The sequence below is a fragment of the Xanthomonas axonopodis pv. maculifoliigardeniae genome, from assembly GCF_041519315.1.
GTDB lineage: Bacteria > Pseudomonadota > Gammaproteobacteria > Xanthomonadales > Xanthomonadaceae > Xanthomonas > Xanthomonas euvesicatoria.
The window spans coordinates 873,360-895,464 of the sequence record NZ_CP167998.1; the positions used below are offsets into that span (position 1 = coordinate 873,360).

Below are 22,105 nucleotides of genomic sequence, written 5' to 3' on the forward strand. Positions count from 1 at the left end.
GGGGTGCCCGGATGCGCGGTGAAGCGCAGCCCGGTCACCCGGTGTCGCAGCCGCCGGCGGCGCATGTGCCGGTGCTGTACACGCAGGTTCTGGATGGCCTGCAAGTGACCGAAAACGGAACGTATCTGGATGGCACGTTCGGGCGTGGCGGGCACGCACGCGGCGTGCTGGAACACCTTGGCCCGGGAGGTCGACTGCTGGTGATGGACAAGGACCCCGAAGCGATCGCGGTGGCCGAACACAGCTTCGGTGGCGATGCGCGCGTGTCCATCCATCGCGGCAGTTTTGCCGGACTCGGCCAGGTGGTGGCCGTGGCCACCGTCGACGGGATCCTGCTGGACCTGGGCGTGTCTTCGCCGCAGCTGGACGTGGCCGGGCGCGGTTTCAGTTTCGGCAAGGACGGCCCGCTGGACATGCGCATGGACCCGGACAACGGCCAGAGCGCGGCGCAGTGGCTGGCGCAGGCCAGCGAGCGCGAGATCGCCGATGTGCTGTGGACCTATGGCGAAGAACGCCAGAGCCGCCGCATCGCGCGCGCCATCGTGGCGCGGCGCGCCGAACAGCCGCTGCTGCGCACTGCACAACTGGCCGACCTGATCGCGTCGGTGATGCCGCGCGGCGACAGCAAGACCCACCCGGCCACACGCAGCTTCCAGGCCATCCGCATCCACATCAACCGCGAGCTGGCCGATCTGGAAGCCGGGCTGGACGCCGCCCTGGACGCGCTCAAGCCGGGCGGCCGGCTGGCGGTGATCAGCTTCCATTCGCTGGAAGATCGCATCGTCAAACAATTCATGGCCCGCTATGCCAAGGCCCCGCCGAGCAACCGCCGCTTGCCCGAAGCCCAGCCGTTCGTTCCCACGCTGCAGCTGGTGAGCGGCGCGATCAAGGCCGACGACGCCGAATTGAACGTCAATCCGCGTGCCCGCAGCGCGGTGTTGCGGGTAGCTGAAAAGCTGGGAGTCGGGATTCGGAATTCGGGATTGGAAGAGCGCTCCAAGCGAATCCCAAATCCCCAATCCCCAATCCCGGCGTCTCAAGGAGACGCCGCATGAGCCGCTTGCTGCTCGTCGTGCTGCTTGCCTGCAGCATCGCCTCGGCGATCGGTGTGGTGTACATGCGCCACATGCATCGCAAGCTGTTCGTGCAGTTGTCCAAGCTCGAGCACACGCGCGACGAATTGAATATCGAATTCGGCCGGCTGCAGCTGGAGCAGGCCACCTGGGCGGAAAGCAACCGGGTCGACCAGGTCGCACGTGCGCGCATCGGGATGAAGTTCCCCGAGACCAACGACATCGTGGTGGTGCGCCCATGAGCTTGCGGCAGGACAACCGCGTTGCACGACGCAGCCGCCCGCAGGGTGGCGCTTATGTGGGTGCGGCCATGACAAAACGGCAGGACAGCCGTTTTGCACAGCGCAGCTGCCCGCAGGGTGGCGCTTATGCAGGTGCCGCCATGACAAAACGGCAGGACAGCCGTTTTGCACAGCGCAGCTGCCCGCAGGGTGGCGCACACGGAGGTGCGCCATGAAAACCGGCCGCAACCGCCCCCGTAGCAATTTCAACCTCCGTGGTCGCCTGACCCTGGTCGGTATCGCGCTTGGCCTGTGCTCGGTGACGCTGATCGGCCGCGCGGCCTACGTGCAACTGGTCAATCGCGATTTTTACCAGCGTCAGGGCGAAGCGCGTTACCTGCGCGAACTGCCCATCGCCACCTCGCGCGGCATGATCACAGACCGCAACGGCGAGCCGCTGGCGGTGTCCACGCCGGTGGAATCGATCTGGGTCAATCCGCAGGAACTGCTGCGCAACCCGGACCGCATTCCCGAGCTGGCAAAAGCGCTCGGGCAGCCGCTGGACGAGTTGAACGCCAAGCTGGCACAGAAGGCCGGCAAGGAATTCATGTACCTGCAGCGCCGGATCAATCCGGACAAGGCGCATGCGATTGTCGACCTGAAGATTCCTGGCGTGTTCTCGCAGCGCGAGTTCCGCCGCTTCTATCCGCAAGGCGAGGCGATGGCCCATGTGCTGGGCTTCACCAACATCGACGACCGCGGCCAGGAAGGCCTGGAGCTGGCATTCGACGAATGGCTGCGCGGCAAGCCCGGTTCCAAGAAAGTGGTGCGCGATGCGCGCGGCGCCATCGTGGAAAGCGTGGACCTGGTGCGTCCGGCGCAACCGGGCAAGGATCTGACGCTGAGCATCGACCGCCGCATCCAGTTCCTGGCCTACAAGGAGCTGCGCAACGCACTGGTCGAAAACAACGCGGCCGGCGGTTCGATGGTGGTGATGGACGTGGCCACCGGCGAAGTGCTGGCGATGGTCAACCTGCCGACCTACAACCCCAATTCGGTCACCGGCATCAATCCGTCGGCGCGCCGCAACCGTGCGGTCACCGATCTGGTCGAGCCGGGTTCGACGATGAAGCCGCTGACCGTGGCCACCGCGCTGACGGCCGGCGTGGTGACCAAGGACACCGTCATCGATACCAACCCCGGCTACATGTCGGTGGGGCGTTTCACCATTCGCGATGTGCCGCGCAACAACGGTGTGCTCAACGTCACCGGCGTGATCACCCGCAGTTCGAACATCGGCGCGGCCAAGATCGCGGCCAAGGTGCCCGACCAGACCTTCTACCAGTCGATCCGCAACTTCGGTTACGGCAGCGCGCCGCATAGCGGGTTCCCCGGCGAATCGGCCGGCGTGGTGCTGCAGCCGGCGCGCTGGAGCGGCCCGTCCAAGACCACGATGTCCTACGGTTACGGCCTGTCGGTGACGCCGCTGCAGATTGCCCAGGCGTACGCCACGCTGGGCAACGGCGGCAAGCTCACTCCGCCGACCTTCGTGCGTGGCCAGCACAACGAAACCCGGCAGGTGATCACGCCGGAAGTGGCGCGCCAGGTCATCGACATGATGGAGACCGTGGTGACCCAGGGCGGCGCCAAGGGCGCGGCGATTCTGGGCTACCACGTGGCCGGCAAGACCGGCACGGCGCGCAAGAATGGCGCCAACGGCTACGAGCGCGGGCATTACAACGCCCTGTTCGCCGGCCTGGTGCCGGCCACGCGCCCGCGCTTTGCCACCGTCATCGTGATCAACGATCCGCAAGGCAAGGTGTATTACGGCGGTCTGGTGTCGGCGCCGGTCTTCCATCGCGTGATGGAAGGCGCGCTGCGCTTGATGGACGTGCCGCCGGACGATATCCAGTCGTGGCTGGCCGCACAGGCGGCCGGCAAGACCGGCCAGCCGGTGGTCAAGCCGCAATCGGCCGATCCGGATCCGGCCCTGGTGCCGGACCCGGTGGATGAAGTCTCTGCCGGCATTCCGACCGCACTGGCGCCTGCGCCGGCTGCCGCGCCAGCACAGCCCGCGCCGTTGCAGGAGAGCCGCCAGTGAGCCGCTCCATGGCGCTTTCGCAGTTGCTGCCGGATGTGGCATTGACGCACGACGTGCAGGTGTCCGGGTTGGTGATGGATAGCCGCGCCGTGCGCCCGGGCGATGCATTCGTGGCGATCGCCGGTTTCGGTGCGCATGGTCTGGGCTTTGTCGAACAGGCGCGCGCCAATGGCGCGGCGGCGGTGTTGTTCGAGCCGCCGGCTCCCGATGGTCTGCCGGTCCCGGCCGATGCGATTGCCGTGCCCGGTTTGCGCACGCGCCTTGGCGTGATGGCCGATCAATTTCATGGCCGGCCATCGCAGGCGATGCGCATGGTCGGCGTCACCGGTACCAACGGCAAGACCTCCACCGTGCAGCTGCTGGCGCAGGCCTTGACGCTGCTTGGTACGCCCACCGGCACGCTCGGCACGCTGGGCGTCGGTCTGTATGGCGCGGCCGTGCCGACCGGTTTCACCACCCCGCTGGTGCTGCCCACGCACGCCCTGTTGGCGCAGTTGCGCGATGAGGGTGCGCAGGCCGTGGCAATGGAAGTCAGCTCGCACGCGCTCGATCAGGGCCGCGTGGATGCGGTGCATTTCGACGTGGCAGTGTTCACCAATCTCACCCGCGACCATCTCGATTACCACGGCGACATGGCGCAATACGGCGCGGCGAAGGCCAAGCTGTTCACCCGCGCAGGGTTGAAAGCGGCCGTGGTGAACCTGGACGATGGCTTCGGCCGCACGCTGTTCGCTGCGCTTGATCCCGCGCTGCGCGCGATCGGTGTGAGCTCGCGCGCGCATGCCGACGCCCGCGTGAGCGCGCAGGCACTGCAGCTGGACCACAACGGCATCAACTTTGCGTTGAATGTCCAGGGCCAAGTGCATCCGGTGCATTCGCCGCTGCTGGGCCGTTTCAACGTGGACAACCTGCTGGCCGTGGCCGGCGCGTTGTGGGCGATGGAGTTTGCGCCTGCGCAGATCGCCAGTGTGCTCGGCCAGTTGCAGCCCATCCATGGCCGCATGAACCGCCTCGGCGGCGCACATGGCGCACCGTTGGTGGTGGTCGATTACGCACACACGCCCGATGCGCTGGAACAGGCATTGAGCAGCCTGCGTTCGCATGCGCAGGACCGCCTGATCTGCGTATTCGGCTGCGGTGGCGAACGCGACACCGGCAAGCGCCCGCAGATGGCGGCGATTGCCGAGCTCAAGGCCGACGTGGCGATCGTGACCGACGACAACCCGCGTGGCGAAGACGGCGATGCGATCGTGGCCGATATCCTGCGCGGCTTCGCGCGACCGGATGCCGCCATCGTGCAGCGCGACCGCGCCGCTGCGATCCATCAGGCCATCGGCATGGCCAGCCCATCGGACATCGTGTTGATCGCCGGCAAGGGCCACGAGCCGTATCAAGAAATTGCCGGTGTGCGGCACGCCTTCGACGACGCCCTCGTGGCGGCGCAGGCGCTGCTGCCGCGCACCGTGCTGGGAGTGCGCCCATGAAGCTCACGCCACTGTCGTTGATCGCACATTGGGCGGGCGGCGAGCTGCACGGCGACGACACCATGATCGATGCGGTCGGTAACGACACCCGCACGCTTGCCGACGGCAGCCTGTATGTGGCGCTGCGCGGCGAACGCTTCGATGGGCACGATTTCGCCACCGAGGCGGTCGCGCGCGGTGCCAGCGGTGTGCTGGTCGATCGCCTGCTGCCGGCGCTGAGCGTGCCGCAGGTGGTGGTGGACAACACCGAGCTGGCGTTGGCGCGCATCGCCGCCGGCATGCAGCGCGACCGCGCCACGCGTGTGCTTGCGCTGACTGGCTCCAACGGCAAGACCAGCGTCAAGGCGCTGCTGCTGTCGATCCTGCAGGAAGCCGGGCGCGTGGATGGCACCACCGTGTACGCCACGCCGGGCAACCGCAACAACGAGATCGGTTTGCCGCTGGCAGTGATCGCCGCGCCCGACGATGCGGACTTTGCGATCTACGAAATGGGCGCCGGCAAGCCGGGTGATATTGCCTATCTCACCGAGATTGCGCAGCCGCATGTGGCGTTGGTCAACAACATCGCGCCCGCCCATCTGGAACGTCTGGGCAGCTTGCTTGGCGTCGCACGGACCAAGGGCGCCATCTACGCCGCGCTGCCCGCCGATGGCGTGGCGGTGATCAATGCCGACGACGCGTTCGGCATGTGGTTCGAACAGCAGTTGCAGAGCCAGCCGGTGCAGGGACGTCGCGTGTTGCGCTATGGCTTGCAGGCCAGTGCCGAGATCACTGCGCGTCAGCTGCGTCTGCACACCGGCGGCGCGCAGTTCACCCTGGTCACGCCGCAGGGCGAGGCGCCGATTGCGCTGCCGCTGCCAGGCCGCCACAACGTGCTCAACGCACTGGCGGCAACCGGGCTTGCACTCGGTGCCGGCATCGCCTTGCCGGTGATCGCCGACGGTCTGGCGCAGGCGCGCGCGGTAGCCGGCCGGCAGATTGCGCAGACCTTGCCCAATGGCGCGGTCCTGATCGACGACAGCTACAACGCCAACCCGGGCTCGCTGGATGCGGCCATCGATGCCTTGGCCGCCGCACCTGGCGAAGGCTGGCTGGTGCTGGGCGACATGCGCGAACTCGGCGCCGAAGGCGTGGCACTGCATGCCGCCGCGGGGCGTCGCGCACGTGCGGCCAAGCTGCAGCGGTTGTATGCGCTGGGCGAACTGAGCGCCGCTGCCGCGCACGCGTTCGGCGAGGGCGGGCGTGTGTTCGCCACGCACGCCGAGTTGATCGACGCCTTGCAGGCGGATCTGGTCGATGCCACCAGCCAGCAACAGCAAGTGCCGCAGCACGGATCAGGAAATACGCAGGAACATGCAGTGATTCACCAACAGCAATCGCCATCCACCAACGCGCTTCCGGGCGTCGCCTCCATCACGATCCTGATCAAGGGCTCGCGCGGTAGCGCGATGGACCGCGTCGTCACCGCGCTGCTCGCATCGACGGAGGACGCATCCCATGCTGCTTGAGTTGGCCCGTTGGCTGCAGCAACTGGAGAGCCTGTTCGGGCTGTTCAACTATCTGACCTTCCGCGGCATCCTGGCTGCGCTGACCGCGCTGTTCCTGTCGTTGTGGATGGGCCCGGCGGTGATCCGCAAGCTCGCCCAGTTCAAGGGCGGCCAGCCGATCCGCCAGGACGGCCCGCAAACGCATTTTTCCAAGGCCGGCACGCCGACCATGGGCGGTTCGCTGATCCTGCTCACCGTCACCTTGTCGGTGCTGCTGTGGGGCGATCTGCGCAACCGCTACGTGTGGTTGGTGCTGGCAGTGATGATCTGCTTCGGTGCGATCGGCTGGTACGACGACTGGATCAAGATCGTCAAACGCGATCCCAATGGGTTGAAGTCGCGCTGGAAGTATCTGCTGCAGTCGATCTTCGGTCTGGCCGCGGGCTTGTTCCTGTACTACACCGCCGACGTACCGGCGGCGATCACCTTCTACATCCCGATGTTCAAGTCGATCGCGCTGCCGCTGGCCGGGGTGAGCTTCGTGGTGATCGCCTACTTCTGGATCGTGGGCTTCTCCAATGCAGTGAACCTCACCGACGGCCTGGATGGTTTGGCCATCATGCCGACCGTGCTGGTGGCCTGCGCGCTGGGCGTGTTCGCGTATGCCTCGGGCAACGTGGTGTTTGCCGAATACCTGAAAATCCCGCTGATTCCCGGTGCTGGCGAGCTGATCATCATCTGCTCGGCGATCGCCGGGGCAGGGCTGGGCTTTCTGTGGTTCAACACCTACCCGGCGATGGTGTTCATGGGCGACATCGGCGCGCTGTCGCTGGGCGCAGTGCTCGGCACCATCGCGGTGATCGTGCGTCAGGAGATGGTGCTGGTGATCATGGGCGGCGTGTTCGTGATCGAAACGCTGTCGGTGATGATCCAGGTGGCCAGCTTCAAGCTGACCGGCAAGCGCGTGTTCCGCATGGCGCCGATCCACCACCATTTCGAGCTCAAGGGTTGGCCGGAGCCGCGCGTGATCGTGCGCTTCTGGATCATTTCGGTGGTGCTGGTGCTGATCGGCCTTGCCACGTTGAAGGTGCGCTGATGAACGACATGTCCCGCCAGGCCACACGACTGGACGCCATCGGCGGCCGCTACGACCCGTGGCTGCTCGGGGCGGCAGTCACGCTCGCCTCGCTGGGCGTGGTGATGGTGGCGTCCAGCTCGATCGAACTGGAAGCCAGCCCGTTCTATTACCTTACCCGCCACCTGCTGTTCCTGGGTGGTGGCATCGCGCTGGCGTTCTGGGCGATGCGCACCGAGCTCAAGACCATCGAACAGCACAACCAGATGCTGTTGCTGGCCTGCTTTGTGCTGCTCGTGGTGGTGTTCGTGCCTGGCCTGGGCAGCACCGTCAATGGCGCCAAGCGCTGGATCAACCTGGGCGTGTCGCGGTTCCAGGTGGTCGAATCGGTGAAGGTGTTCTACATCATCTGGCTTGCGAGCTATCTGGTGCGGTTCCGCGACGAGGTCAACGCGACCTGGCAGGCGATGCTCAAACCGGTATTTGTGGTCGGCTTCTTGGTCGGCCTGTTGCTGCTGCAGCCGGACTTCGGCTCCTCGATGCTGCTGCTGAGCGTGACCGCCTGCATGCTCGTGCTGGGCGGTGCGCCGATCGGGCGCATCATCCTGCCGATCCTGCTGCTGCTGCCGGCCCTGGTGGCATTGGTGATCTTCGAGCCGTACCGCATGCGGCGCGTGACCTCCTTCATGGACCCGTGGGTGGATCAGCTGGGCTCCGGTTACCAGCTGTCCAACGCCCTGATGGCCATCGGCCGCGGCCAGTGGACCGGCGTGGGCCTGGGCGCTTCGGTGCAGAAGCTCAACTACCTACCCGAATCGCATACCGACTTCATCTTCTCGGTGATCGCTGAGGAGCTGGGCTTTGTGGGCGTGTGCGGCGTGATCGGGCTCTACGCGCTGCTGGTCGGTCGCGCCTTCTGGCTGGGCATGCGCTGCGTGGAGATGAAGCGGCATTTCTCCGGCTATATCGCCTTCGGCATCGGCCTGTGGATCGCGATGCAGAGCTTCGTGTCGATCGGCGTCAACCTGGGCATCCTGCCGACCAAGGGGCTGACCCTGCCGCTGATTTCGTCGGGCGGCTCATCGGTGCTGATGACCTGTCTTGCGATGGGTGTGCTGCTGCGGGTGTCCTACGAAGCCGATCGCGCCGAGCGCCTGCGCAGCAAGTTGTCTCCGCAGGGCGCGGCCACCTCGCCAGCTGAGCCGGCCGAGCCGGTGGTCGATTCGGTGCCGCCGGCGTACGCGCCTGCGCACAAGCCGCAGCGCGACACTGGCGCTACGCCCACGCCGGCCGCTCCCCCGGTTGCCGCCTACGTAGCGCCGGCGTCGGCCATCCTGCGCGGCACCAGCCGCATGCAACCGCGTGTGGAACCGACCTTCGGGAGGATTGCGTGAGCGTTTCTGCCCATGCCGCGCAAATGCCCGCACCGTCGTCTGCGATGATGCGGCCGGTCATGATTCTGGCTGGCGGCACCGGCGGGCACATCTTCCCGGGCTTGGCCGTGGCCAAGGTGCTGCGCGCGCGCGGCGTGCCGGTGACCTGGCTGGGCGCCGATGGCGCCATGGAAACCCGCCTGGTGCCACAGCACGATATTCCTATCGATACGCTGGCCATCAGCGGCTTGCGCGGCAAGGGCGTGGTGAAGCTGCTCGGTGCGCCGGTGCGGGTGATGCGCGCGGTGCGCGCTGCCGGCTTCGTGCTGCGCAAGCGCCGTCCGCGTGCGGTGATCAGCTTTGGCGGCTTTGCGGCCGGCCCGGGCGGCCTGGCTGCGCGCCTGCTCGGTGCGCCATTGCTGGTGCACGAACAGAATCGCGCCCCCGGCATGACCAACAAGGTGTTGTCGCGTTTCGCGCGCCGCGTGCTGACCGGGTTTCCGGGCAGCTTTGCTGGCGAAGAAGCGGTAGGCAACCCGGTGCGTGCAGAAATCGCTGCATTGCCGGCGCCGGCCGATCGCTTGGTGGGCCGCACCGGCCCGGTACGCGTGCTGGTGCTGGGCGGCAGCCAGGGCGCGCGTGTGTTGAACCAGGCGGTGCCGACAGCGCTGGCTGCACTGGGTCACCCGGAGGTCGAGTTGCGCCATCAGTGCGGCGAGAAGCTGCGCGCCGAAGCCGAAGCGGCCTACCTGCAGGCAGGCGTCAACGCCAGCGTCGAACCCTTCATCGCCGACATGGCCGCGGCCTATGCCTGGGCCGATCTGGTGGTGTGCCGCGCTGGCGCATCCACCCTGGCCGAACTATGCGCCGCCGGTGTCGGCAGCGTGCTGGTGCCGTTCGCCGCCGCCGTGGACGACCATCAAACCCGCAATGCCGAATACCTGGTCGGCGCCGACGCCGCCGTGCTGCTCAAGCAGGACGACAGCCTGGCAGTGCGCTTGCAGCAGGTGTTGCAGACGTTGCTCGCCGACCCGACTCGTCGCCTCTCGATGGCCAACGCCGCACGCACCCTGGCCAAGCCGGACGCCGCCGAGCGTATCGCCGACATCATTCTTCAAGAGGCCGGGAGTGGAGATGGCCAGCCTCCGGCTGTCCAAGAGCGAGCGGGATTGGGGATTCGCAACAAGCAAACGCACAAACAGGGCAGCATGCAGACATCCGTAAATGGCGACCGTTCGGCGCAGTTGATCGCCACCAATCCCCAATCCCGACTCCCCAATCCCGGCGCCTCCGCAGGAGGTGCCCCGTGATCCGCCGTCTGCAAGACAGTGGCGATTTGGTGCGGGCGTTCCCGCGCGTGCATTTCGTCGGCATCGGCGGTACCGGCATGAGCGGCATTGCCGAGGTGATGCTGACGCTGGGCTATGAAGTGTCCGGCTCGGACAACGCCGACAACGCGGCCACGCGCCGGCTGGCCAAGCTGGGTGCGCGCGTGATGCGCGGCCATTCGGCGGCCAACGTGCTGGGCACCGATTGCGTGGTGGTATCCAGCGCCATCCGCGAAGACAACCCCGAGTTGATGGAAGCGCGCAGCCAGCGCATTCCGATCATGCCGCGCGCGGCGATGCTGGCCGAGCTGATGCGTTTCCGTCGTGGCATTGCGGTGGCAGGCACGCATGGCAAGACCACCACCACCAGCCTGGCGGCTGCGGTGTTGAGCGAAGGCGGGTTGGACCCGACGTTCGTCATCGGTGGCCAGCTGCTGGCTGCCGGTGCCAACGCAAAGCTCGGTGGCGGCCAGTGGCTGGTCGCCGAGGCCGACGAGAGCGATGGCAGCTTCCTGCGCCTGAATCCGTTGATGGCAGTGATCACCAACATCGATGCGGATCACCTGGAAAACTACGGCAACGATTTTGCCCGCGTGCAGGCTGCATTCGCCGAATTCCTGCAGCGCCTGCCGTTCTACGGCCTGGCGTTGCTGTGCATCGACGACCCGGAAGTGGCTGCACTGGCCGGCAAGACGCCGCGCCACGTAATGAGCTACGGCATGAGCGAAAACGCCGACGTGCGCGCCGAAGATGTCGTGCAGGACGGGCCACGGATGCGCTTTACGCTGCGCCTGCCCGAAGGCACCACCACGCCGGTGACGCTGGCCCTGCCGGGCCGTCACAACGTGCTCAATGCGCTGGCGGCTGCCGCAATCGGCTGGCAGCTCGGCGTGGCGCCGGACACCATTGCGCGCGCGCTGGAAAACTTTGCCGGCATCGGCCGTCGGTTCAACGATCTGGGCGAAGTCACCACCAGCAGCGGGGCACGTGTGCGCGTGGTCGACGATTACGGCCATCACCCGCGCGAACTCGAAGCGGTGTTCGCCGCCGCGCGTGGCGGCTGGCCGGACAAGCGTCTGGTCGTCGCCTTCCAGCCGCACCGCTATAGCCGCACCCGCGACCAGTTCGACGCCTTTGCCGCGGTACTCAGCACGGTCGACGCATTGGTGCTGAGCGAGGTCTACCCGGCCGGCGAAGCGCCGATCCCGGGCGCCGATTCGCGCGCATTGGCACGCGCCATCCGTGCGCGCGGCCGCAGCGAGCCAGTGGTCGTCGGCCAGATTGCCGGGCTTGCCGAAGTGTTGCCGGACGTCCTGCAGGACGGCGACCTGCTGTTGATGATGGGCGCCGGCGATATCGGTTACGTGGCCCAGCACATCATCAGCAACGGGTTTGTCGGAGAGCAGGCATGAGCGCGTTGGTCGGCAACGTTCGCACCAGCGATCCGGCAGCCTTTGGACGCGTCGCCGTACTGCTCGGCGGCACCTCGTCCGAGCGCGAGGTGTCGTTGAATTCCGGCAGCAACGTGCTGGAGGCGCTGCGCGCGCGCGGTGTCGATGCGCAGCCGGTGGATGGCATTCCGGCGTTGGCCAAGGCATTGGTCGCGCAGCAGTTCGATCGCGTGTTCAACGTGCTGCACGGACATAACGGCGGCGGCGAAGACGGCATCGTGCAAGGCCTGATGGAAGCCTTCGGCGTGCCCTATACCGGCTCGGACGTGCTGGGCTCGGCGCTGAGCATGGACAAGATCCGTACCAAACAGGTGTGGCTGTCGCTGGGCCTGTCGACGCCGCGCTACGCGCGGCTGGCTGCTGGCGCCAGCGCAGAGGCAATCCATGCCGCTGCACAGCAGATCGGGTTGCCGGTCATCGTCAAGCCGGCAAACGAAGGATCCAGCGTCGGCGTCAGCCGCGTGTTCGACCAGGCGCAGCTCGAAGAAGCAGTGACCCTGGCGGCGCGCTACGACGGTGCGCTGTTGATGGAGCAGTTGATCGAAGGCGACGAACTCACCGTGGCCGTGCTCGGCGACACCGCGTTGCCGTCCATCCGCATCGTGCCCAAGGGCCAGTGGTACGACTACAACGCCAAGTACATCGCCGAGGACACCCAGTACCTGTGCCCTGGCCTGGAAGGCGAGGCCGAAACGCAGATTCGCCAACTCGCGCTGGACGCCTTCCGCGCTGCCGGCTGCCGTGGCTGGGGTCGCGTGGACGTGATGCGCGATGGCAGCAGCGGCCAGCTGTATCTGCTCGAAGTGAACACCGCTCCCGGCATGACCAGCCATTCGCTGGTGCCCAAGGCCGCCCGCCAACTCGACATCGATTTCGAAGAACTGGTCTGGCGCGTGCTGGAGCAGACGCTGTGACGCGGGGATTGGGGATTCGGGATTCGGGATTGGCCAACAGCGACGCGATGCGCGCCCTTGCTGTTGCTGCTGCCGTGACGAATCTCCAATCCCCAATGCCGAATCCCGTGTGCGGAGCACACCAATGAACGCCACCCTACGCATCCTGGCCTGGTTGCTCGCGCTGGCGTTGGTCGCGCTGCCGGTGGTGGCCGTGCTCAATGGCTGGGTCGGTGCCGAGCGCTGGCCATTGGCGAAGTTGCGCGTGTCCGGCGACTTCAAGCGGGTGCCGGCCGAAGAGTTGCGTACGGTGGTGTTGCCGTATGCGCGTGCCGGCTTTTTCGCGGTGAAACTGCAGCAGGCACAGGACGCCATTGCGCGGTTGCCGTGGGTGGAAAGTGCGCAGGTGCGCAAGCGCTGGCCGGATGTGCTGGAAGTGCACGTGACCGAGCACAAGCCGTTCGCGCGCTGGGGTACCGACCGCATGCTGTCCGAGCAGGGCCGGCTGTTTCGCACCCCGCCGCTGTTGAAGGATTTCAAGTTGCCGCAGCTCGGTGGGCCGGACAGCAAGACCCAGGACGTGGTGGCGCTGTACAACGAATCGCGCGCCCTGTTCGCACCGACCGGGCTGGATGTGGAGCGTCTTGAAATGGACGCGCGCGGCAGCTGGTCGCTGGGGCTGAGCAATGGCGTGCAGATCGTGGTCGGCCGCGACGATGCACGCGCACGGCTGCAGCGCTTCGCCCGCGTGCTGCCGCAGCTGTCCGATCCACAGCGCCCGATCGCCCGCGCCGACCTGCGCTACACCAACGGATTTACCGTCGAACGGCAGCGATTGGAGAGTGGGGATTCGGGATTGGAAAAAGCGCAGCCCCGGCATCGCGCAGCACCTTCCGCACCTCCCGTCGCCCAGGCATTTCCGCGTTTTCCCAATCCCGTATCCCGAATCTCGAATCCCGGCTTTAAGACATGAATCGCAAAGGCGACAAATCCCTCATCGTTGGACTGGACATCGGCACCTCCAAGGTCGTTGCGCTGGTCGGCGAATACTCGCCCGGCAATCCGATCGAAGTGATCGGCATCGGTTCGCATGAATCGCGCGGTCTCAAGCGCGGCGTGGTGGTGGACATCGAATCCACCGTGCAGTCGATCCAGCGTGCGGTGGAAGAGGCCGAGCTGATGGCCGGCTGCGAGATCCGCTCGGTGTATGCCTCGATTTCCGGCAACCACGTGCAGTGCAAGAACTCGCCCGGCATCGTGCCGATCCGCGATGGCGAAGTGACCTGGAGCGATCTGGAGCGCGTGCTCGATGCCGCCAAGGCGGTGGCCATTCCGGCCGACCAGCGCATCCTGCATGCGATTCCGCGCGAGTACGTGCTGGACGATTCGCAGGAAGGCATCCGCAACCCGGTCGGCATGACCGGCGTGCGCCTGGAGGTGCATGCGCACCTGGTGGTGTGCGCGCAGTCGGCAGCCGCCAACATCACCAAGTGCGTACAGAAGTGCGGCCTGCAGGTCGACGATCTGGTGCTGTCCTCGCTCGCGTCGTCGGTCGCAGTGCTGACCGCCGACGAACGCGAGCTTGGCGTGGTGCTGGTGGACATCGGCGCCGGTACCACCGATCTGGCGGTGTACGTGCAAGGCGCGATCTGCCACACCGCTTCGTTGCCGATCGCCGGTGACCATGTCACCAACGACATTGCGCACATGCTGCGCACGCCGACGCCGGAAGCCGAGCAGATCAAAGTGCGTTACGCCTGCGCGCTGGCACAGCTGGCCACCGCCGAAGAAAGCATCCAGGTGCCGTCGGTGGGCGACCGCCCGCCGCGCCGCATGCCGCGCCACGCACTCGCGCAGGCGGTGCAGGGCCGTTACGAGGAAATCTTCGAGATGGTGCAGGCCGAACTGCGTCGTTCGGGCTTCGAAGAAATGGTGCGCGCCGGCATGGTGCTTACCGGCGGTGCCTCGAAGATGGAAGGCGTGGTGGAACTGGCCGAAGAAATGTTGCAGATGCCGGTGCGCGTGGGCATTCCGCAGCACGTCACCGGCCTGGGCGAAGTCGTCGGCAACCCGGTACACGCCTCCGGCGTAGGCCTGCTGCTGATGGGCAGCCAGATCGAACACCCGCGCCGGCCATCGATTCCGACCGGGCGCGCAGGCAGCTTGTTCAAGAAATTGAAGAATTGGTATCGCGGGGAATTCTGAATGCCGGGATTCGGGATTGGAAAGAGCAAGAGCAAGAGCGAAAGGCAAAGCGGCGGCGGTTGCGAAGATTAAGTAGAGAGCGGCGAGCAGGTAGGCGATAAAATTATTTGCAGGCATTGCGTCGAGGAGTAGGTGACACGAGCCGTGGAGCGCAACAGCGAATCTACGGCCCCGGCACACGAATCCCGACTTTCAAACAACAACACTCGCCGTGGTGCGGAGTGGGCAGGGACCCTCGCTTGTGCGAATCCCCAATCCCCATTCCCCAATCCCGGCTCAAGAGGACACTGACATGGCACATTTCGAACTGATTGAAAAAATGGCTCCCAACGCGGTCATCAAGGTGGTTGGCGTCGGCGGCGGCGGTGGCAATGCCGTTGCGCACATGGTCAACACCAACGTCGACGGCGTGGAATTCATCACCGCCAATACCGACTCGCAGGCCATCAAGAACTGCGGCGCCAAGCTGCAGCTGCAGCTCGGCACCAACGTCACCAAGGGCCTGGGCGCAGGCGCGAATCCGGAAGTCGGCCGTCAGGCCGCGCTGGAAGATCGCGAGCGCATCATGGACGCGCTGCAGGGTGCGGACATGGTCTTCATCACCGCCGGCATGGGCGGCGGCACCGGTACCGGTGCGGCACCGGTGGTTGCGCAGCTGGCCAAGGAAATGGGCATCCTGACCGTGGCCGTGGTCACCAAGCCGTTCCCGTTCGAAGGCCGTCGCCGCATGCAGGTGGCGCTGAAGGGCATCGAGGAACTGAGCCAGCATTGCGATTCGCTGATCACCATTCCCAATGAAAAGCTGATCACCGTGCTGGGCCGCAACGCCACCATGATCCAGGCGTTCCGCGCTGCCAACGACGTGCTGCAGGGCGCCGTGCAGGGCATCGCCGACCTGATCGTGCGCCCGGGCCTGATCAACGTCGACTTCGCCGACGTGCGCACCGTGATGTCGGAAATGGGCCTGGCCATGATGGGCACCGGTTCGGCACGCGGCGACGATCGCGCGCAGGCCGCTGCCGAAGCCGCCATCCAGAACCCGCTGCTGGACGACGTGAACCTGGCCGGTGCCAACGGCATCCTGGTCAACATCACCGCCGGCCCGGACTTCACCATGTCCGAGTTCGACGAGATCGGCCGCACCATCGAAGCGTTCGCGTCGGAAGATGCCACCGTGGTCGTCGGTACCGTGCTCGACCCGGACATGCAGGACGAAGTGCGCGTGACCGTGGTGGCCACCGGCCTGAACCGCGCGGTTGCCCGCCAGGCCCAGCGTCCGGACCAGCGCGCGCCGATCAAGCTGGTGCGCAACGCCACCACCGGCCAGCCGGAATTCGGCGACTTCGACACCACCAGCGGCGATGCGGTGTCCAAGGCCGTGGGCGGCAGCATGGGGCTGGGCCTGCGCCGTCCGAGCAGCGACTCGGTCGGCAGCGGCAGCCACAACGGCGGCGGCTCCTCGACGCCGGCGGCGGACCTGCCCAACGATTATCTGGATATCCCGGCGTTCCTGCGCCGCCAGGCCGACTGAGGATCGTCGGCTGCGTCGCTACGGTGACGTAGCCCGTCCCGCCCGGAGCCCGCTTCGGGTAGCACTGCCATGTCATGTCATTCCTGCCGGATCGGTGCCGATCCGGCAGCTTTTGTTATCGCGTGACTGACTGATTACGGTTGCCGTCACGCGCGACTTGTTAAAATTCGGATAATCTCAGCGGATTAGACAGTCGGTTCAGCGTCTGTCTGCATTGTTCATCCAGACTTCGCATATGACCCAGCAACGCACTCTCAAGAACACCATTCGCGCCACCGGCGTCGGCCTGCACAGCGGCGACAAGGTGTACATGACGTTACGGCCGGCTCCGGTCGATCATGGCGTGGTGTTCCGACGGGTGGACCTGGAACCGGTCGTCGAAGTCCCCGCAGATGCCGAACTGGTCACCGAGACCACGCTGTGCACCGGGCTGACCTGCAACGGCGCCAAGATCCAGACCGTCGAACATCTGATGTCCGCATTGGCGGGCCTGGGTGTGGACAACGTCATCGTCGAGCTGTCTTCGGCCGAGTTGCCGATCATGGACGGCTCGTCCGGCCCGTTCGTGTTCCTGCTGCAGTCGGCAGGCATCGTCGAACAGAGCAAGCCCAAGCGCTTCATCCGGATCAAGCAGACGGTAGAAGTGCGCGACGGCGACAAGGTGGCGCGTTTTGAGCCCTACGAGGGCTACAAGCTCGGCTTCACCATCGAATTCAATCACCCGATGATTCCGGCCAAGCAGTCGCGCCAGGAAATCGAGTTCTCCACCTCGGCGTACGTCAAGGAAATTTCGCGCGCGCGCACCTTCGGTTTCATGCGCGACCTTGAGTACATGCGCGAGCGCAATCTGGGCCTGGGCGGTTCGATGGACAACGCCATCGTGCTGGACGAGTTCCGCGTGCTCAACGAAGACGGCCTGCGCTACACCAACGAATTCGTGCGGCACAAGATCCTGGACGCCATCGGCGACCTGTATCTGGCTGGCGGCGCCATCCTCGGCGCCTACGAAGGCTTCAAGTCCGGCCACGCCCTCAACAACAAACTGGTGCGTGCGCTCCTGGCCGACCAGACCGCCTGGGAATGGGTCAGCTTCCCGGAAGGCACCGAACAACCACCGGTCACCTACGCCAGCCCGGTCTACGCCTGATGTCAGGGAATGCCCTGGTTGGCGTTCAAAGTGTGAACGCGCTCGAATTTCCGACCCGTTCTTAACATTTATTTAAGACTTCTCTAACTCCTGCGGGCCACATGCCCGCTAGGATGCGTCGGGTCGTGTGCGGTCTTCGCAACGCTTTCACGCACTGGCGGCCGCTCCGGATGGGCGGCATGGCTTCACCGTTTGGTCGGCAACACGTCCTGCAGGGAAGCCAACGCGTCGCGCAAGCCTTTGTGCGTCGCCTCGGAAACAGGTTTGGGACGGTCGCGGTTCTGCTGCGTTGGGGAATGCAGCGGCACGGTTGCGGTCTTGACGGTCACCGCGGTGGCCTTCAGTCCGACGGATCGGGCGGCATCCAGGATTTGGGTTTCGGCAAGCCGCACCTTGGCATGCCAGACCGGCGAATCCACCAGAAAAACGAGCTGTTCGCCTCGGACATTGGCCAACCGGCAACGGGTCGCCAGATGAGGTGGCAACAGGGGGCGCAACTGCCGGTCCAGCGCATCGAGCCACAAGGCTCGGCGCAAGGGGTCGCCAGCCTTTTCCCCCAGCGCGGCCTCGATGGCCGGTTGTGGAGTGGAAGGGTTGCGTGCGTTGGACTTGGGCTTGGACATGACACTCATATGGCGTTGAAAAAAGTTGTAATCAAATCGCGGCAGACCCGGGCGCAGCGTGTGGCCCGACAGTTCCAGGACTTTGCAGCGGATCGACCGATGGTGGTGCTTGGCGCGGTATTGGGCCTGGGCATGTTGATCGGCGTCGGTGCCAGCACCGCCACCGGCATGGTGACCAATTTGGCGCTGCAGGCCAAGGTTGCGCAGCAGCAGGCCGAGCTGGCCCAGGCGCAGCGCGCCTCGCAGGCGCAGGTCAACGCACTGGCCGCCCGGCTGGGCGAGCTGCAGGCGCAGGCCACCCGCCTCAACGCGTTGGGCGAGCGCCTGACCGAAATGGGCAAGTTGAAGGACGGCGAGTTCGACTTCGACGAGCCGGTCGGCGTCGGTGGCGGCGATGAGCCGGTCAGCGACATGCCGGTGAAAGACCTCAAGGAGACGCTCGGGCAAGTGGAGCAGCAGTTCTCCGCCTCCGGCCAGCAATTGAACGTACTGGCCTCGCTGATGTTCGATCATCAGCTGGAGCAGAATTCGGTGCCCTCGCGGATGCCGATCCGCAACACCTACATCACCTCCGGTTTCGGCGGCCGCGCCGATCCGTTCGACGGTGGTTCGGCCTTCCACAAGGGCGTGGACTTCCATGCCAACGTGGGCGACCCGGTGCTGTCGGTGGCCGATGGCGTGGTCAGCTACGCCGGCGTACGCGGTGGTTACGGCAACGTGGTCGAAGTGGATCACGGCAATGGCTATGTGACCCGCTACGCGCACAACTCGCGCCTGGTGGTGAAGGTGGGCGATCTGGTGCGCGCCGGCCAGCAGGTCGCGCGTGCCGGTTCCAGCGGCCGCTCCACCGGTGCGCACGTGCATTTCGAGGTCTGGGCGGATGGGCGCGTGGTCAATCCGCGCAAATTCCTGGGCGAAGCCACGCCGGTGGGACGTCAGGGGCGCGGTTGACGGGGGCGCGGGCCGCGCTTGATTCGTGAAGGCCCGCCCCAAGCTACAATAGGGTGTTGCCATCGACAGGGCGCAGTGCGCCCTGTTTCGTTTACGGCGGTCGGGTCTGTGGGGACCGGCGTCGGTCAAACCGTTCCTTTTCAACCGGTTTCTTCAATGATCAACAGTCTGCTTACCCGTGTCTTTGGCAGTCGTAACGAACGCCAGCTGCGCCAGCTCAACCGCCTCGTCACCCAGATCAATGCGCTGGAGCCGACGATCGAGAAGCTCTCCGACGCCGAGCTGCAAGCCAAGACTCCGGAGTTCAAGCAGCGGCTTGCCGCCGGGCAGTCCCTGGACAAGATTCTTCCCGAAGCCTTCGCGGTATGCCGCGAGGCCAGCCGACGCGTGCTGGGCATGCGCCATTACGACGTGCAGCTGATCGGCGGCATGGTGTTGCACCTGGGCAAGATCGCCGAGATGCGCACCGGCGAAGGCAAGACCCTGGTGGCCACGCTGCCGGTGTACCTCAATGCGCTGCAGGGCGAGGGCGTGCACGTGGTCACGGTCAACGACTACCTGGCGCGCCGCGACGCCGCGCAGATGGGCAAGCTGTACAACTGGCTGGGCCTGAGCGTGGGCGTGGTGTACCCGGGCATGCCGCACAGCGACAAGCGCGAGGCCTACGGCGCCGACATCACCTACGGCACCAACAACGAATTCGGCTTCGATTACCTGCGCGACAACATGGCGCTGTCGCGCGCAGACCGTTACCAGCGCAACCTGCATTACGCGATCGTCGACGAAGTCGACTCGATCCTGATCGACGAAGCGCGCACCCCGCTGATCATCTCAGGCCCGGCCGACGAATCGCCGGAGCTGTACATCCGCGTCAATCGCATCGTGCCGCAGCTGACCAGGCAGGAAAGCGAAGAAGGCGAAGGCGATTTCTGGATCGACGAAAAGGGCAAGCAGGTGCATCTGTCCGAGGCGGGCATGGGCCACGCCGAAGAGTTGCTGTTGCAGGCCGGCATCCTGGAAAACGCCGAAGACGGGCTGTATGCCGCGCAGAACCTGAGCGTTGTGCATCACCTCAACGCGGCGCTGCGCGCGCATGCCATCTATCAGCGCGATGTGGATTACATCGTGCGCGATGGCGAAGTGGTGATCGTGGACGAATTCACCGGCCGCACGCTGTCCGGGCGTCGCTGGTCGGATGGCCTGCACCAGGCGGTCGAAGCGAAGGAAGGCGTGCCGGTCCAGCGCGAGAACCAGACCCTGGCCAGCATCACCTTCCAGAACCTGTTCCGCATGTACAAGAAGCTGTCCGGCATGACCGGTACGGCCGATACCGAAGCCTACGAATTCCAGAGCATCTACGGCCTGGAAGTGGTGGTGATTCCGACCAACCGCCCGACCGTGCGCAAGGACCATCCGGACCAGGTGTTCCTCAACCGCAAGGGCAAGTTCAACGCGGTGCTGGCCGACATCGAAGATTGCGCCAAGCGCGGCCAGCCGGTGCTGGTGGGAACCACCTCGATCGAGACCTCGGAGATGCTGTCCGAGCACCTGCGCAAGGCCGGGGTCAAGCACGAAGTGCTCAACGCCAAGCAGCACGAGCGCGAAGCGACCATCGTGGCCAACGCCGGCCAGCCGGGCGCGGTGACCATCGCCACCAATATGGCCGGTCGCGGTACCGATATCGTGCTGGGCGGCTCGTTGGAATCGGAGTATCACGCCCTCGGCGAAGACGCCAGCGAAGATGCGCGCTTCAAGATCAAGACCGAATGGCAGCGTCGTCATGACGCGGTCAAGGCGGCCGGCGGCCTGCACATCATCGGTACCGAACGCCACGAGTCGCGGCGTATCGACAACCAGCTGCGTGGCCGTGCCGGTCGTCAGGGCGACCCGGGTTCGTCGCGCTTCTATCTGTCGCTGGAAGACAACCTGATGCGCATCTTCGCCTCGGACTGGGTCCAGAAGGCGATGCGCATGATGGGCATGAAGGAAGACGACGTCATCGAAGACCGCCTGGTCAGCCGGCAGATCGAAAAGGCGCAACGCAAGGTGGAAGCGCACAACTTCGACATTCGCAAGAACCTGCTGGATTTCGACGACGTCAACAACGATCAGCGCAAGGTGATCTACGCCCAGCGCGATGAATTGCTGGACGCCGAGTCGGTCAAGGACAACGTCGACGGAATTCGCGGCGATGTGATCTACGACCTGGTCGCACGCTTCGTGCCGCCCAATTCGGTCGACGAACAGTGGGATCTGAAGGGCCTGGAAGCCACGCTGGAGTCGGAGCTGGGCATGACCTTGTCGCTGACCGACATGGTGCGTGCGCAGGAAGAAATCGACGCCGAGCAGATCGCCGCCAAAGTGCAGACAGCGGTGGATGCGCACTTCGCCGAGAAGGAAGCTGCGATCGGCGCGGACACCATGCGCGCGCTTGAAAAGCACGTGATGCTGACCGTGCTCGACCAGGGCTGGAAGGAGCATCTGGCCAAGATGGATTACCTGCGCCAGGGCATCTACCTGCGCGGTTACGCGCAGAAGCAGCCCAAGCAGGAATACAAGAAGGAAGCCTTCGAGCTGTTCTCCGAGATGCTGGAGAACGTCAAGCGCGAGGTGATCAATCTGCTGGCGCGCGTACGCATTCGCAGCGAAGAAGAAGTGGCCGAACTGGAAGAGCAGGAACGTCTCCAGGCGCAGGCGCGCTTGATGGCCTCGCAATTCCAGCACCAGGATGTGGGTGGCTACGGCGCCGAGGAGGAAGTGGAGCAGATGCAGGGCGGCAACGCGCCTGTGCCGGTGTCGCAGGTCACCCGCGACGAACCCAAGGTGGGCCGCAACGACCCATGCCCGTGCGGCAGCGGCAAGAAGTACAAGCATTGCCACGGTCAACTCAGCTGATGCTGAGTTGACCGTGGAGCAGCCCGCTTTGCGGGCTGCTCACCCGCTATCCGCGTTGCCGATAGCGGGCTCATGGTGCTGCTTCCGACCCCCTGCGCCTTCGGCGCGCCCTCCCTACCAAGGGGGGCTTTGCTTTCGGAACTATCGCGATGCTTTGCGAGCTACGAGGTTAAGCGGTAAGTGCGGCGTTGATCTGCTGCTCTGAGGCGGAGATTTGGGATTGGGGATTGGCAACGCCTGTGCAACGCCTGCGTTAGCAAATCCCGA

The 22,105-nt window shown here is 65.5% G+C and carries 17 protein-coding genes; 16 read left to right on the forward strand and 1 reads right to left on the reverse strand.

Annotation, left to right across the window (positions count from 1 at the left end; genetic code table 11):
• The first annotated feature begins 11 nt into the window (after positions 1–11).
• The 14 genes from rsmH (at position 12) to lpxC (ending at position 17,369) form a co-directional block, all read left to right on the forward strand.
• Positions 12–1,055, forward strand: coding sequence for a 16S rRNA (cytosine(1402)-N(4))-methyltransferase RsmH (gene rsmH / locus ACDH77_RS03780; RefSeq protein ID WP_031421095.1), 1,044 nt, complete (start codon positions 12–14; stop codon positions 1,053–1,055).
• Complete coding sequence (ftsL, locus tag ACDH77_RS03785; protein WP_005910928.1) at positions 1,052–1,315, forward strand: cell division protein FtsL; 264 nt, start codon at positions 1,052–1,054, stop codon at positions 1,313–1,315. Before rsmH ends, ftsL begins: the two co-directional genes overlap by 4 nt.
• Positions 1,316–1,526: 211 nt before the next feature.
• Positions 1,527–3,395 (forward strand): peptidoglycan D,D-transpeptidase FtsI family protein, encoded by a 1,869-nt coding sequence (locus tag ACDH77_RS03790; protein WP_008571988.1) that lies wholly within the window; start codon positions 1,527–1,529, stop codon positions 3,393–3,395.
• A gap of 8 nt (positions 3,396–3,403) precedes the next feature.
• Complete coding sequence (locus tag ACDH77_RS03795; protein ID WP_209261728.1) at positions 3,404–4,879, forward strand: UDP-N-acetylmuramoyl-L-alanyl-D-glutamate--2,6-diaminopimelate ligase; 1,476 nt, start codon at positions 3,404–3,406, stop codon at positions 4,877–4,879.
• Positions 4,876–6,387 (forward strand): UDP-N-acetylmuramoyl-tripeptide--D-alanyl-D-alanine ligase, encoded by a 1,512-nt coding sequence (gene murF / locus ACDH77_RS03800; RefSeq protein ID WP_372353742.1) that lies wholly within the window; start codon positions 4,876–4,878, stop codon positions 6,385–6,387. The genes ACDH77_RS03795 and murF overlap by 4 nt, the downstream gene beginning before the upstream one ends.
• The gene (gene mraY / locus ACDH77_RS03805) at positions 6,377–7,462 is read left to right on the forward strand and encodes a phospho-N-acetylmuramoyl-pentapeptide-transferase (protein WP_003485285.1); all 1,086 of its coding nucleotides are present in this window, start codon (positions 6,377–6,379) and stop codon (positions 7,460–7,462) included. Before murF ends, mraY begins: the two co-directional genes overlap by 11 nt.
• Positions 7,462–8,835 carry a putative lipid II flippase FtsW gene (gene ftsW, locus ACDH77_RS03810; RefSeq protein WP_372173318.1) on the forward strand — a complete coding sequence of 458 codons (1,374 nt, stop codon included), beginning with the start codon at positions 7,462–7,464 and terminating at the stop codon, positions 8,833–8,835. The genes mraY and ftsW overlap by 1 nt, the downstream gene beginning before the upstream one ends.
• The gene (gene murG / locus ACDH77_RS03815) at positions 8,832–10,124 is read left to right on the forward strand and encodes an undecaprenyldiphospho-muramoylpentapeptide beta-N-acetylglucosaminyltransferase (RefSeq protein ID WP_031421105.1); all 1,293 of its coding nucleotides are present in this window, start codon (positions 8,832–8,834) and stop codon (positions 10,122–10,124) included. Before ftsW ends, murG begins: the two co-directional genes overlap by 4 nt.
• Positions 10,121–11,554, forward strand: a complete 1,434-nt coding sequence (gene murC / locus ACDH77_RS03820; protein ID WP_011346425.1) for a UDP-N-acetylmuramate--L-alanine ligase — start codon at positions 10,121–10,123, stop codon at positions 11,552–11,554. The genes murG and murC overlap by 4 nt, the downstream gene beginning before the upstream one ends.
• Entirely contained in the window at positions 11,551–12,507 is a 957-nt protein-coding gene (locus ACDH77_RS03825) for a D-alanine--D-alanine ligase (protein WP_029818682.1), read from the forward strand. The genes murC and ACDH77_RS03825 overlap by 4 nt, the downstream gene beginning before the upstream one ends.
• A gap of 124 nt (positions 12,508–12,631) precedes the next feature.
• On the forward strand, positions 12,632–13,459 hold the full coding sequence (locus ACDH77_RS03830) for a cell division protein FtsQ/DivIB (protein WP_031421108.1): 828 nt from the start codon (positions 12,632–12,634) through the stop codon (positions 13,457–13,459).
• A complete protein-coding gene (gene ftsA, locus ACDH77_RS03835) occupies positions 13,456–14,691 on the forward strand; it encodes a cell division protein FtsA (RefSeq protein ID WP_003485272.1) in 1,236 nt (411 codons plus the stop codon). The genes ACDH77_RS03830 and ftsA overlap by 4 nt, the downstream gene beginning before the upstream one ends.
• A gap of 292 nt (positions 14,692–14,983) precedes the next feature.
• A complete protein-coding gene (gene ftsZ, locus ACDH77_RS03840) occupies positions 14,984–16,222 on the forward strand; it encodes a cell division protein FtsZ (RefSeq protein ID WP_008571978.1) in 1,239 nt (412 codons plus the stop codon).
• 235 nt (positions 16,223–16,457) lie between these two features.
• A complete protein-coding gene (lpxC, locus tag ACDH77_RS03845) occupies positions 16,458–17,369 on the forward strand; it encodes a UDP-3-O-acyl-N-acetylglucosamine deacetylase (protein WP_008571811.1) in 912 nt (303 codons plus the stop codon).
• A 185-nt stretch (positions 17,370–17,554) separates the two neighbouring features.
• On the opposite strand, the gene ACDH77_RS03850 is transcribed toward lpxC, so the two are convergent.
• Entirely contained in the window at positions 17,555–18,001 is a 447-nt protein-coding gene (locus tag ACDH77_RS03850) for a DUF721 domain-containing protein (protein WP_008571812.1), read from the reverse strand.
• Between ACDH77_RS03850 and ACDH77_RS03855 the strand changes: the two genes are divergently transcribed.
• Together ACDH77_RS03855 and secA are read left to right on the forward strand one after the other, a co-directional pair.
• Complete coding sequence (locus ACDH77_RS03855) at positions 18,002–18,943, forward strand: M23 family metallopeptidase (protein ID WP_218489143.1); 942 nt, start codon at positions 18,002–18,004, stop codon at positions 18,941–18,943. It begins immediately after the preceding gene.
• Between the two features lie 156 nt (positions 18,944–19,099).
• Positions 19,100–21,838, forward strand: coding sequence for a preprotein translocase subunit SecA (secA, locus tag ACDH77_RS03860; RefSeq protein WP_014089396.1), 2,739 nt, complete (start codon positions 19,100–19,102; stop codon positions 21,836–21,838).
• Positions 21,839–22,105 lie beyond the last annotated feature (267 nt).